Consider the following 13,896-nt stretch of genomic DNA (forward strand, 5'->3'; position numbering starts at 1 on the left):
AGTAATGTTAATAAAAAAATTACACCAGAAGGTGATAATATGAATGATATAAAAGATGTTGTAGAAGAAATTAAAAATAGATGTGATATTGCAAGCGTAATATCAGAATATATGCCTATAAAGCAATCTGGGGGCAATTATAAAGGACTATGTCCTTTTCATGGAGAAAAGACGCCATCATTCCATATAAGCTCATCTAAGCAGATTTATAAGTGTTTCGGATGTGGCGAAGGTGGAGATGTAATAAACTTTGTAATGAAGATGGAAAATTTGGATTTTATAGATGCAGTGAAGTTATTAGCTAATAAATGTGGTATAGAAATAAATACCAATATGAATGAAGAAGATAAGCTAAGAATAGAAAAGTCTAAAAAATATCAAGATATACATCTTGAAGCTGCAAGGTTTTATTTTGCTAATCTGTTAAAAGGGAAAAATCCAGGTTATGATTATTTAAGAAAAAGAGGCCTAGATGATAAAACTATTAAAAAGTTTGGATTAGGTTATTCACAAAATGCATGGCATGAGCTCATGGATTATCTATTATCGAAAGGATATGACAAATCTGATTTAGTTCAGTCAGGTCTTGTAAATCATAAAGTAGATGGTGATAGATATTATGATAGATTTAGAAATAGAGTTATGTTTCCTATATTTGACTATAGAGGAAATGTTATAGGATTTGGAGGTAGAGTTTTAGATGATTCACTACCTAAGTATCTTAATTCACCAGATTCTTTAATTTTTAACAAAAGATATAATCTCTATGGATTAAACTTTTCTAGAAAAAATATAGTAGACAGAACTATTGTACTTGTTGAAGGATATATGGATTTAATATCGCTTTTCCAGTATGGAGTAAGAAATGTTGTAGCAACTTTAGGTACGGCCCTAACAGAACAGCAGGGGAATTTAATAAAGAGGTATGCAGATACTGCAATTATATCTTATGACTCTGATGAAGCAGGTATTAAAGCAAGCTTAAGGGCTATAGAAATTCTTTCTAAAGTTGGTATAAATATAAAAGTACTTAACTTAAAAGATGCAAAAGACCCTGATGAATTTATTAGAAAATATGGACTGGATGATTATAAAAAAGCAATTGATGACTCTACTCACTATATAAAATTCCAAATAAATCATCTAAAAAGAAAGTTTAATTTAGAAAAAGATGAAGAAAGAGTGAAGTTTGCTAAAGAAGCATCAAATATACTTAAATCAATAAAAAGTCCAGTTGAAGTTGATTACTATACAAATTATATAGCAAAGCAAATAAATATTAGTACAGAGTCTATAAAAAAAGAAATTTATGGTAAAAATTATAATAGTGCATATAATAAAAATTACACTAAATATACCAATAAAAAAAGAGAATCTATAGTAATAGAAAAACCTAAGGCTATAGAACATGGTAAGGAACATGTAGAAGAGACTCTTATAAAATTAATGTTAGAAAATAAAAAAATTAGACACGTAGCTTTATTAAAGCTTGACGAGTCAGATTTTTTATTAAATGGAAGTAAAGAAATTTTAAATTACATCATTAAAAATAGAGAATTGGACAAAATAACTATTGACAAAATTAAAAGTTTAAACATATCCGAAGAATACTTGAAAGATTTGGAGAGAATATCATTAGACGGAATAAATATCAACGATACAAAAAGTATTGATGAGATTGTAAGAAATCTAAAAAAAAATAATCTCCAAGAACAAATGAATAGATTATTACAAGAACAGAAAAATATTGAAAAACAAAAAACAAATAAAGATGACTTGAAAGAGGTAGATGTGAAAGTTATGGAAATTGCTTTAAAAATAGTTGAAATAAGAAAGATGCTACATAGCTTGTAGAAGGGAGGTAAGAGCGTGACTGATAACAATAAGAAAACATCAAAAAAATTCGCAGCAAAATCACTGATAGAAAAAGGTAAGAAGCAAGGCGCACTTACTCTTGCAGAAATAATGGAAGCTTTCTCAGAAACAGAGCTAGATAAGGATCAAGTAGAAAATTTATATGAAACATTAGGTAATTTAGGTATAGAAGTTATAGAAGATAAATCAGAAAAAGTTGATATAGATTTTAGTGTTAGTGATGACTTAGATATGGATAGTATAGATGAAAATCCTGATGATATAGATAAAGAAGAAGTTATTGAGTTAGAAGCTATAGATTTATCTTTACCAAAAGGAATAAGTATAGATGACCCAGTTAGAATGTATTTAAAAGAAATTGGTAAAATACCTCTTTTAAAGCCACATGAAGAAGTAGAATTAGCTAAAAGAATGCTTGAAGGTGATGAAATAGCAAAGCAAAGATTAGTTGAAGCAAACTTAAGACTTGTTGTAAGTATAGCTAAGAGATATGTAGGAAGAGGTATGCTATTCCTAGATCTTATACAAGAAGGTAACTTAGGTCTTATAAAAGCAGTTGAAAAATTCGACTATGTAAAAGGATTTAAATTCTCAACTTATGCTACATGGTGGATAAGACAAGCTATAACTCGTGCTATAGCAGATCAAGCAAGAACAATAAGAATACCAGTTCATATGGTTGAGACTATAAATAAATTAATAAGAGTATCAAGACAATTACTTCAAGAATTAGGTAGAGATCCAAAACCTGAGGAAATTGCAAAAGAAATGGAAATGACTGAAGAGAAAGTTAGAGAGATTATGAAAATAGCTCAAGATCCAGTATCTTTAGAAACTCCAATAGGTGAAGAAGAAGATTCTCATTTAGGAGACTTCATACCAGATGATGATGCTCCTGCACCAGCAGAAGCTGCAGCATACTCTTTATTAAAAGAACAAATAGAAGAAGTATTAGGTTCACTTAATGAAAGAGAACAAAAAGTATTAAAGCTTAGATTTGGACTTGAAGATGGTAGAGCTAGAACTCTTGAAGAAGTTGGTAAAGAGTTTGATGTTACTAGAGAGAGAATAAGACAAATAGAAGCTAAAGCTTTACGTAAATTAAGACATCCAAGTAGATCTAAAAAACTTAGAGACTATTTAGACTAGGATTTTAATATATAACAAAAATTCGCCTTATACTAATTAAGGCGAATTTTTATATATAACCATAGAAAAATACTAAATATAATTTACACAATATAGAAATTTATGAGAGGATGGCAAAAATGAAATTAACAGATAGATTATTAAAAATTGCATCATTAGTTAGTGAAGGAAAGAGAGTTGCAGATATAGGAACAGACCACGGATATATACCAGTTTATCTATTGAATAAAGGGGTTGTACCATTTGCTATACTTGCAGATGTAAATAAAGGTCCGCTTGAAAATGCACGTAAGGAAGTTAGAAATAATAACTTAACTGATAAAACTGATTTAAGGCTAGGTTCAGGAATTGAAGTACTTAAAAAGGGGGAAGTAGATGAAGTTATTATAGCTGGTATGGGAGGTATACTAATTAGTGAATTATTAGAAGCTAATAAAGAAGTTGCACACTCTGTAGATAAGCTTATACTTCAACCTATGCAAGCTCAAGAAGAATTAAGAAAATATTTAGTAAATAATGGATATGAAATACTTGATGAAGTACTTGTAAAAGAAGACTTTAGAATATATGAAATAATAGAATCAAAGTTTACTGGTAACAATACTAAAGTTGAAGATGAAATATACTTTGAAGTAAGTAAAAAACTAATAGAAAATAAAGATCCTTTACTTAAAGAATTTATAGATAAAAAAGTATATAAGTATAATTCTATAATAGAAAAATTAGAAGGAAAAACTGGAGAGGCAGTAGAAGCTAAAAGAAATGCTAGTAAATCTATTATTGAGAAGTTAAATAATTTAATATAATAAAAATTTTAAGGGGTGATAAATAATATGAAATTAAAAAGCCTTATAAAAAAGATAGAAGCTAAGTATCCTACAAATTTAGCTTATGATTGGGATAATGTAGGATTATTAGTAGGTGATTTAGATGAAGAAATAAGAAAGGTACTAGTTTGTCTTGAAGCTAATGAATCTATAATAGAAGAAGCTATAAATAATAATGTAGATTTAATAGTTACTCATCATCCTTTTATATTTTCTAAGATGAAAAAGGTAACTACAGGTGATTTTAAAGGAAAATTAATACATAAACTTATTAGAAATAATATAGCTATTTATTCAATGCATACGAATTTTGATATAGCTTTTGATGGATTAAATGATTATTTTATGGAAGTTATGGGATTTGAAAATTCTAAAGTACTAGATACAACTAATAGAGAAGTTTTATATAAACTAGTTGTATTTGTGCCTAAAACTCATGAAATGGGTCTTAGAAAGGCTTTAGGAAATTCGGGTGCAGGACATATAGGAAATTATAGCCATTGTACATTTAATACAGATGGAATAGGAACATTTATGCCGTTAGAAGGAACAAATCCATTTATAGGTGAAACTAATAAAATAGAAGATGTTAAAGAAGTTAGAATTGAGACAATAGTTCCTCAAAGAATTTTAGGAGGAGTTATAAACTCTATGCTAAAGGCTCATCCTTATGAAGAAGTAGCTTATGATTTATATAAGTTAGAAAATAAGGGCAATGAAGTTGGTATTGGAAGAATTTCCAAATTAGAAACACAAATTAGTTTAAAAGAACTTTCAACTATGATAAAAGAAAAACTTAATATGGATTCATTAAGAGTTGTTGGCGATTTAAATACTACAATCAATAAAGTAGCTGTTGTAACTGGATCAGGAGCTGATTTTGCTAAAAAGGCTCAAAAATCTGGAGCTGATGTTTTAATTACAGGTGATGTTAAATATCATGAAGCACAGGATGCAGCTGATGCGGGTATATGCTTAATTGACTGTAATCATTTTGAAAGCGAAGATATATTTAAAGATGTAATGAAGAGATTTTTAGATCAAATTGAAGATCTAGAAGTTGTTAAGAGTGAAATTAATATAAATCCATTTCATATTTTATAATATACAATCAAGATAAACTAAAATAATTAGATAAAAATAATTGACAAATAAAAATTAATAAACTACGATAACTATTAATAAAATAATAAATTCTATGAAAAAGAGAGTAATATAAATTAATTTTATAGAGAGCTTAGGATGGTGGAAGCTAAGTATTGATATTTATATGAAAAGAGCTTTGGAGAATACTGCAGGAAATAAGTATGGTAGTAGGTGACCTCGCCTTAAGAGATAGAGTGGGTAAGTTAATTTTACCAATAAGAGTGGTAACACGGATAATATTCGCCTCTTGGATTTTATTCCAAGAGGCTTTTTTATTATAAAAATATAGGATATTTATTGGGGGGCAAATTATGAAATTATGGGGTGGACGTTTTAGAAAAGAAGAAAATAAATTAATGGAAGAATTTAATAAATCATTTGAGTTTGATAAAGTATTATATAAACAAGATATAGAAGGCAGTATAGCTCATGTTTATATGCAAGGGATGTGTGTATTACTAAGTAAAGAAGAATGTGAAGAAATAACTAATACATTAATAAAAATAAAAGAAGATATATAAAATGGAAGTTTAAAATTAGAAGGAAATTATGAGGATATACACAGTTTTGTTGAAATAAATTTAATAAATAGAATTGGAGAGTTGGGCAAAAAGCTTCATACAGGACGTAGTAGAAATGACCAAGTAGCAACAGATATGAGATTATATGCAAAAGAAAAAACTATAGATTTAATAAACCAAATAAATAGTTTTAGAAAAATAATTAAAGAAGTTGCAGACAATAATTCAGTTATAATGCCAGGATACACACATCTACAAAGAGCACAAGTAGTAACATTTAAACACCATTTAATGGCTTATTATAGCATGTTTACTAGAGATGAAAAACGACTACAAAATGCATTGGAAATATTAGATGAAAGTCCACTTGGTTGTGGGGCGTTAGCAGGTACTACTCATAATATTGATAGAAATATAACTATGAAAAAGTTAGGGTTTAAAAGAGTAGTTGAGAATTATATGGATGGAGTTAGCGATAGAGATTACTTAATAGAACTAATGAGTGATTTTTCTATAATAATGCATTTAAGTAGACTAAGTGAAGAGTTAGTACTATGGAGTAGCAAGGAGTTTAGTTTTGTAGAAATAGATGATTTATATACTACAGGAAGCAGTATAATGCCTCAAAAGAAAAATCCAGATGGAGCAGAATTAATAAGAGGAAAAACTGGAAGGGTCTATGGAAATTTGATAGGTCTTTTAACTGTTATGAAGGGATTACCATTAGCATATAACAAAGATATGCAAGAAGACAAAGAAGGATTCTTTGATAGTGTAAAACAACTAAAAATGTGTATACAAGTAATGGAAGAGATGATAGCTACATTAAAAGTAAATAAGGATCAAATGAAGTCGAGTGTACAAGGTGGATTTTTAAATGCGACAGAGGTGGCTGATTACTTGGTTAAAAAAGGAATTCCATTTAGAAGTGCTCATAGTATAGTTGGTTCTATTGTAATTTATTGTGAGGATAATAATAAATCAATAGAAGATTTAAATCTAGAAGAGTTAAGACAATTCTCCAATATATTCGATAACAAAATATATGATTTTATAGATTATGAAAAAATACTAGATAAAAGAATAAAACAAATAATTAAATAGTAAGATGAAGGAATTTAGAAGTTTTTATCTAATATTGTTCAAGTAATAAATTTTTATTAGGGGGAATAAAATGAGCATTAAAACTTCTAAAAGAAAGCCAGACTGGTTAAGAGTAAAGATTAATAGTGAAGAAACTAAAGAAGTTGAGTTTATGATGAGAGAATTAGAATTAAACACTGTATGTAAAGAAGCTAGTTGTCCGAATTTATGTGAATGTTATAAAAAAAGAACTGCTACATTTATGATAATGGGAAGTCAATGTACTAGAAATTGTAGATTTTGTAATGTTAATAATGGAAATCCGCAGCAACTTGATGAAAATGAGCCAATGAATGTTGCTAAAGCAGTTAAAGAATTAGGACTAAGTCATGCAGTTATAACAAGTGTTACAAGAGATGATCTAGATGACTGTGGAGCAAGTCATTTTGCAAAAACAATTAAAGCAGTTAAAGAACTTAATCCTAATACAACTATAGAAGTCTTAATACCTGATTTAAAAGGAATTGAAAAAAATTTAGATATAGTAATAAAAGAAAATCCACAAGTTATAAATCATAATATTGAGACAGTAAAGTCATTATATGATAAGGTAAGACCAGAGGCAATATACGAGAGAAGTTTAAATGTATTAAAGTATATAAAGACTAAAGCACCTAATATACTAACTAAAACAGGTATAATGGTAGGTTTAGGTGAAAGTGACAAAGAAGTTTATAATGTTATGGATGATGCTTTATCTGTAGGATGTGATATTTTTACAATAGGGCAATATTTAAGACCTTCAAAGAATCATATAGAAATTGAAGAATATATTACTCCAGAAAAATTTGAAGAATATAGGTTAGAAGGGATAAAAAAAGGATTTAAATATATAGCTAGTAGTCCCTTAGTAAGAAGTTCATATAAAGCAGAAGAAGCTATAAAATAAAGGAGTAAAATATGATATATGTAGAAAGTAATTCATTGAGTCCATATTTTAACTTTGCCCTAGAGTATTACCTAATGACTGAAAAAGAACTAGGTGATGATAATATATTTATGTTTTGGAGAACTAAGCCAACTCTGATGATAGGAAAATTTCAAAATACTATAGAAGAAATAAATCAAAAGTATGCAGAAGAAAATAATATAAATGTAGTTAGACGTATGAGTGGTGGAGGAACTATATATACTGATATGAATGGTTGGCAATTTACCTTTATAAATAAGAATTATAAAGGTAGTGGAATTGATTTTAGTGAATTTACAAAGCCAATAATACATGCATTAGAAAAACAAGGTATAAATGCATATTTTAATAGTAGAAATGATTTATTAATAAATGGACGAAAATTTTCTGGAAATGCTCAATATATAAAAAATGGTAGTAGACTTCATCATGGATCAATATTATTTAATACAGATATTGAATCTATGGTAAAAAGTATAACTGTAGCTGAAGATAAAATTATTTCAAAAGGAATAAAGTCTGTAAGAGAAAGAGTTACAAACATATCGGAACATCTAGATAAAGATATTAGTACTTTAGAATTTAAAGAAATTATGTTAGAAAGTTTGCTTAAAAATACTAAAAACATATATACACTTACTGATGAAGATTTATACAGAGTAAATGAGATATCAAAAGAAAGATTCGAGTCTTGGAACTGGAATTATGGTGCATCTCCTAAATTTAATATAACTAAGTCTAAAAGATATAGTGGTGGAAAAGTTGAATTTAAAATAAATATAGATAAAGGTATAATTAGGGATATATTTATAAATGGAGATTTCTTTGGAGAAGGTGAAGTTGAAGATATATCTAAATTACTTAGTGGATGCAGATATTCGAAAGAATCTATTATAGAAGTGATTAATAGTATCGATATAGAAAAATACTTTTATAAAATAAGTAAAGAAGATATTTTAGATTGTATAATCTAAATAAAAAATAGATGTATAAATTTATACATCTATTTTTTATTTAGAAATTTAAAGGATATCTTCTAAAGTATATTCACTAAATTTTTGTTTAAATGCATCTAAAGCATCATTTATTATAGGCTTTAGACTACATCTACCATTAAGATTACATGTATTACTATCATCAGAAAAACATTCAACAATATTTAAATTATCTTCTGTTATTTCCAATAAATTCCCTAGATTTATATTTTTAGGATCTGTTACTAATTTAATACCACCATTTCTACCTTTAGAAGAGAGAATATAGTTATTCTTTGCTAGTTTATAAATTATTTTTTTTATATGATGAGTAGATAAATCAAGTATAGAAGAAAGCTCATCTACTGTAAAAAGTTCGTTTGGATGATTTCCTAAATATATTAAGATTCTGAAACTATAGTCTGTAAATTTTGACAAGTACATAGAATACTCCTTAGTTAAAACGTTATTTATTAATTATTATTATTATATAAATAACTATATAATAAACACAATAATAAATATTGAATTAAATAAAATATTTTTTTATTAAAGTAAGAATTAATTGATTATTATAGTAGTAGTATCTAATATATTATCATAAATCCATTGAGCATTATCGACTGCTAATCTTATACATCCATGGCTTAAAGCTAATCCTAATCTATCATCAATTATCTCAGTACCCTGAGCATTAAATAAAATTGAGTGATAATAATAACTACCTCTAATTCTAGTTGCATATTTTACTCTATAAGTAGAAGATCCAAAATAAGGTTTTCTACCACTTACATAAAATGTACCTTTTATAGTTGGAGTACTAGGTTTTCCGATTGTACAAATCCATTTATATAGTAAAATCCAGTTATTATTAGAATCTTTTTCAAATATATAAGTAAATTTATTTTCCAAATTTGTTACAATTAAATTTTTAGTAGGACTCTTTATATTATTATCATTTACAAATTTAGTCATGTCTGTATTAAAATTAGTGAAATCATAACCTTCTGGAGGATTACCATCATCAGATAAAAAATAGCTAAATATATATCCTTCATCGTTATTATACATAACATGGCTCCAGTCTCCATTTACTGATAAAACTTGGACCATAGATTTATGAGGAAGTACTGTTACTGGATTTGACTCAGATGATGGATAAGATCTTAAGGTAACATCAGTCCATGTGAATTTAGTTTGTGATAGATACTCATTATATACATATCCTCTTTGGTTGTTATATATTACTTCATACCAATCTTCCTCACCATCAATTACTGTAACTCTTGATCCTGCTGGTATAACTGATATTATATTTGAAGATGTAGATTTACCTTCCCTTAAATTAAGGTTTGCTAAGGTGTATTTGTATACTTCTTGTGACTGTCTTTTATATTTCTTCATAATTCCACCCCATACTTAGACTTTAAAATATTCTATGATAAATTTAAAATAATTGTGTAAGGCTTTTCTCTTAAATATTAGAGTAAAGCCTATATAATTTTGAATTAATTTAAATAAATTAGAAATCTGTAACTTATGTTACGGACTTTATTTATATTTAAACTTATAATGTGTATATAAAATAAACATTAGAAATCTTGGAGGAATAATTATGGAAAAAATGTTTTGTTTTCAATGTCAAGAGACAGCAGGATGTACAGGATGTACTAAATTTGGAGTATGTGGAAAATCACCAGATTTAGCAAGAATGCAAGACTTATTAGTATATACAACTAAAGGATTATCAGAAGTAACAACAAGACTTAGAGCAGAAGGTAAGCAAGTAAGTAGCGAAGTTAATCACTTAATAACTATAAACTTATTCACTACAATAACTAATGCTAACTTCGATGATGCGGTATTTTATGCAAGAGTTAAAGAAACTTTAGCTATTAAAGAAGAGTTATTATCTAAGTTAGATAATAAAGAAAACTTATCAGAAGCAGCATTATGGAATGCAACTTCAAATGAAGATATGGATGTGAAAGTAGGAGTATTAGCTAAAGTAAAAGATGCTATACTTGGAAGCGGAAAAGAAAAAGAATCTGATGATATAGATAAATTATTAGATGAAAAATCTACTACAGTAGGAGTATTAGCTACTAAAGACGAAGATGTAAGAAGTTTAAGAGAACTTATAATATATGGATTAAAAGGTATGTCAGCTTATATGAAGCATGCTAATGCATTAGGATATGATAGTGAAGAGATAAATGCATTTATGCAAGCTACTTTAGCTAAAACTTTAGATGATAGCTTATCTATAGATGAATTAATAGCATTAACTTTAGAAACTGGTAAAGTAGGGGTAGATGGTATGGCTCTACTTGATAGTGCAAATACTGGAACTTATGGACATCCAGAAATAACTAAAGTTAATATAGGTGTTAGAAATAACCCAGGAATACTTGTATCAGGACATGACTTAAAAGACTTAGAATTATTACTAAAGCAAACAGAAGGAACTGGAGTAGATGTTTATACTCACTCAGAAATGTTACCAGCTCATTACTATCCAGCATTTAAAAAGTATTCTCACTTTGCAGGTAACTACGGAAATGCTTGGTGGAAACAAAAAGAAGAATTTGAAAGCTTCAATGGTCCAATATTAATGACTACAAACTGTATAGTACCACCAAAGGATAGCTATAAAGATAGAATATACACAACAGGAGCAGCAGGATTTGCTGGAGTTAAGCATATAAAAGGTGAGAGCGAAGATAATAAAGATTTTTCACAAATAATAGAACAAGCTAAAAAATGTGCTCCTCCAACAGAAATAGAAACAGGAGAAATAGTAGGTGGATTTGCACATAACCAAGTATTTGCACTTGCAGATAGCGTAGTAGAAGCTGTGAAAACTGGAGCTATAAAGAAATTCTTTGTAATGGCTGGATGTGATGGAAGAGCTAAATCAAGAAATTATTATACTGATTTTGCTTTAAGCTTACCAAAAGATACAGTAATACTTACAGCAGGATGTGCTAAATATAAATACAATAAATTAGATTTAGGTGATATAAATGGAATACCTAGAGTATTAGATGCAGGACAATGTAATGATTCTTACTCATTAGCACTTATTGCACTTAAATTAAAAGAAGTGTTTGAGCTTAATGATATAAATGAATTACCAATAGCATATAATATAGCTTGGTATGAACAAAAAGCTGTAATAGTATTATTATCACTATTATACTTAGGTGTTAAAAAGATACACTTAGGACCAACATTACCAGCATTCTTATCACCAAATGTTGCTAAAGTTTTAGTTGAAAACTTTGGTATAGGTGGAATAACTAATGTTGAAGATGATTTAGAAATGTTCTTAAAATAATATATAAAAAAAGTAGCAATAATAAAAATATTATTGCTACTTTTTTAGTTAAGCTACATTCGTATCTATTGTAGGAGGAAATATTTTAAAGAATAAACCTCTAATTAAAGGAGATACAATAAGTAGATTTAAAGGTATAGCGAAGATAAAGTTTTTTACTATACCCATACTATAAGCAGGTAACAAGTTAGGCCCAAAACCTACATTTGTAACGGCTCCAAAGAATGACATCCAAAGAACCATACCGCATCCTGTAAAGAAGGACATACATATTCCTACCTTCTTCATACTATCTCCAGGTTTAATTATTTTGCTAGCTATAATTTTTACTATTTTACCAACTATAAATAAATCTCCTATTAATGCAAATATAAATGCGGGGATGAATCCCATAATAGCATGTTTAAAAACATTTACTGAAAAGCCTTCTATTAATGTTATATTGTAACAACTCATTATGAATACCATAGTTGTACATATCATTAAAACAAATATAAGATGTTCTTTTTTATTTTTTCCCATTATTAGAAAATACCTCTTTCTTTAATATTGTAAACTTAGTTGACATAGATATGTTAACATAATGGAAAAATAATGTCAACTAAGTTTACGATATTAAAATTGTACTTAAAAAAACTTTGTAAAAAAGATATAATACTAATAGATACTAATTATAGAAAATAGGAGACAATATATGCAGTCATATTTTAAAGATTTAAATATAATAGACTTAATAAGCGAAAAGCATGCAAAACTTAGAAAATTGGTAAGAGATAAATGGGTAGAGTTGGGTGAGGAATATATAAGTGATACAGAATCGTATATATTAGCTATAATAGAAAGGGAACCTATGAGTGTAGCTCAGATAGCTAGAATAATAGATATATCACGTCAAGGTGTTCATAAATGCACAAAAGATTTAATTCTAAGAGGATATATATACACTGAATATGTAGAAGGTAACTCGAGAGATAAGATATTACTACTAACAGAAAAAGGTAAAAGATTTTTTGAAGAAACCTTATTATTAAAGGAGAGTATAGAAGAAGAGATAAAAACATCTATAGGAAGAAAAGAATTTGAAATATTAAAAGACTGCTTAAGTAAAAGATGGTTTTAAAAAATTATTTTATAAATAGAAAAATTGGGTATGAATATAAAAATAAATTTATAAAAAGGAAATAATATGAAAGATAAATTAATAAATGCAGTAATAAAAAATAAAGAAAAACTATCCTATATAAATATAAGCGAAGATAATAAGTATAATGGGTGGGTGTATAAGTTCAATATAATATTACCTAATAATAAAAATATGGGATTAGACTTAAAAGATGAAAATGATTTATTTTTATTATTTGTTCTATCATCATCATGGTCAAAAACAGGACCTTGGGAAAATACAGCATTTTTTATAACTTATCTGAAATTAAACAATAAAGATAAAATAGAATTATGGATGAATGATGATTTTGTAAATGATGAGATTGAAAGTCGTAATATTAATGCTAATGATATAGTAAAAATGTGTAGTGGATTAGTTCCTAGGAAGAAAGTAAGCTTTAGAAAGGACTATTATTCAAGTATATCTATAATAGCTAATAATTGGAATGATATAAAAGAGAGTTTAAAAATTTCTAATGAAAACAATGACTTTAGTATATTTATAAATTATATAAGCCAGATTGAAGGTTTAGGATCTGGTAAAAATAAAATGAGAATAAAAATTCCTTTAATTTTAAGAGAATTAAGGTGTCAAGAGGTATATGATAATATTCCTGGAGTGTTATGCTGTGTTCCTGATGAAAGAGTGAAATTGTCAGCAAAGAAAGTGGGTATAACAATTCCTAATGTAACATCAATAAGTAGTTTACTTAAAGCATCTAAAATTATTTATGAAAACTTTGGAGATTTATATGATATACCTTTATTTGCATATGAAGAAATAATAGACGATATAAAAGCCTAAGAGTAGATTATATAATCTATTCTTAAGCTTTTTATTTATAAA

General features: G+C 27.4%; 12 protein-coding genes, 1 pseudogene and 1 other annotated feature. Of the genes and pseudogenes, 10 read left to right on the forward strand and 3 right to left on the reverse strand.

The window, feature by feature from the left end:
* Nucleotides 1-39 precede the first annotated feature (39 nt).
* From dnaG to I2A66_RS03065, 7 genes and pseudogenes are all read left to right on the forward strand, one after another.
* On the forward strand, nt 40-1,854 hold the full coding sequence (gene dnaG, locus I2A66_RS03035) for a DNA primase (RefSeq protein WP_147515427.1): 1,815 nt from the start codon (nt 40-42) through the stop codon (nt 1,852-1,854).
* 15 nt (nt 1,855-1,869) lie between these two features.
* The gene (rpoD, locus tag I2A66_RS03040) at nt 1,870-3,024 is read left to right on the forward strand and encodes an RNA polymerase sigma factor RpoD (protein WP_122639416.1); all 1,155 of its coding nucleotides are present in this window, start codon (nt 1,870-1,872) and stop codon (nt 3,022-3,024) included.
* A 119-nt stretch (nt 3,025-3,143) separates the two neighbouring features.
* Complete coding sequence (locus I2A66_RS03045) at nt 3,144-3,830, forward strand: tRNA (adenine(22)-N(1))-methyltransferase (protein ID WP_122639415.1); 687 nt, start codon at nt 3,144-3,146, stop codon at nt 3,828-3,830.
* Nucleotides 3,831-3,857: 27 nt separating this feature from the next.
* Entirely contained in the window at nt 3,858-4,955 is a 1,098-nt protein-coding gene (locus I2A66_RS03050) for a Nif3-like dinuclear metal center hexameric protein (RefSeq protein WP_122639414.1), read from the forward strand.
* A gap of 85 nt (nt 4,956-5,040) precedes the next feature.
* Nucleotides 5,041-5,248: a binding site (T-box leader), on the forward strand.
* A gap of 60 nt (nt 5,249-5,308) precedes the next feature.
* Nucleotides 5,309-6,622, forward strand: a pseudogene (argH, locus tag I2A66_RS03055) (argininosuccinate lyase).
* Between the two features lie 70 nt (nt 6,623-6,692).
* Nucleotides 6,693-7,550 (forward strand): lipoyl synthase, encoded by an 858-nt coding sequence (lipA, locus tag I2A66_RS03060; protein ID WP_122639413.1) that lies wholly within the window; start codon nt 6,693-6,695, stop codon nt 7,548-7,550.
* An 11-nt stretch (nt 7,551-7,561) separates the two neighbouring features.
* Nucleotides 7,562-8,545, forward strand: a complete 984-nt coding sequence (locus tag I2A66_RS03065) for a lipoate--protein ligase (RefSeq protein ID WP_122639412.1) — start codon at nt 7,562-7,564, stop codon at nt 8,543-8,545.
* Between the two features lie 48 nt (nt 8,546-8,593).
* On the opposite strand, the gene I2A66_RS03070 is transcribed toward I2A66_RS03065, so the two are convergent.
* A complete protein-coding gene (locus I2A66_RS03070; protein ID WP_122639411.1) occupies nt 8,594-8,989 on the reverse strand; it encodes an RrF2 family transcriptional regulator in 396 nt (131 codons plus the stop codon).
* 117 nt (nt 8,990-9,106) lie between these two features.
* On the reverse strand, nt 9,107-9,949 hold the full coding sequence (locus I2A66_RS03075; protein WP_122639410.1) for a L,D-transpeptidase family protein: 843 nt from the start codon (nt 9,947-9,949) through the stop codon (nt 9,107-9,109).
* A gap of 211 nt (nt 9,950-10,160) precedes the next feature.
* On the opposite strand from I2A66_RS03075, the gene hcp reads away from it, so the two are divergent.
* On the forward strand, nt 10,161-11,885 hold the full coding sequence (gene hcp / locus I2A66_RS03080; protein WP_330566185.1) for a hydroxylamine reductase: 1,725 nt from the start codon (nt 10,161-10,163) through the stop codon (nt 11,883-11,885).
* A gap of 48 nt (nt 11,886-11,933) precedes the next feature.
* Here the strand turns inward: hcp and I2A66_RS03085 are convergent, their stop codons facing one another.
* Nucleotides 11,934-12,407, reverse strand: a complete 474-nt coding sequence (locus I2A66_RS03085; RefSeq protein WP_122639408.1) for a DUF2798 domain-containing protein — start codon at nt 12,405-12,407, stop codon at nt 11,934-11,936.
* Between the two features lie 172 nt (nt 12,408-12,579).
* Here I2A66_RS03085 and I2A66_RS03090 point away from each other — a divergent pair, with 172 nt between their 5' ends.
* Nucleotides 12,580-13,005, forward strand: a complete 426-nt coding sequence (locus I2A66_RS03090; protein ID WP_122639407.1) for a MarR family winged helix-turn-helix transcriptional regulator — start codon at nt 12,580-12,582, stop codon at nt 13,003-13,005.
* 66 nt (nt 13,006-13,071) lie between these two features.
* Nucleotides 13,072-13,854: a hypothetical protein gene (locus tag I2A66_RS03095; RefSeq protein WP_147515423.1), complete on the forward strand. Its 783-nt coding sequence runs from the start codon at nt 13,072-13,074 to the stop codon at nt 13,852-13,854.
* Nucleotides 13,855-13,896 lie beyond the last annotated feature (42 nt).

It is taken from the genome of Romboutsia sp. 1001713B170207_170306_H8 (assembly GCF_015550495.1).
In the GTDB taxonomy this organism is placed as follows: Bacteria; Bacillota; Clostridia; order Peptostreptococcales; family Peptostreptococcaceae; genus Romboutsia_E.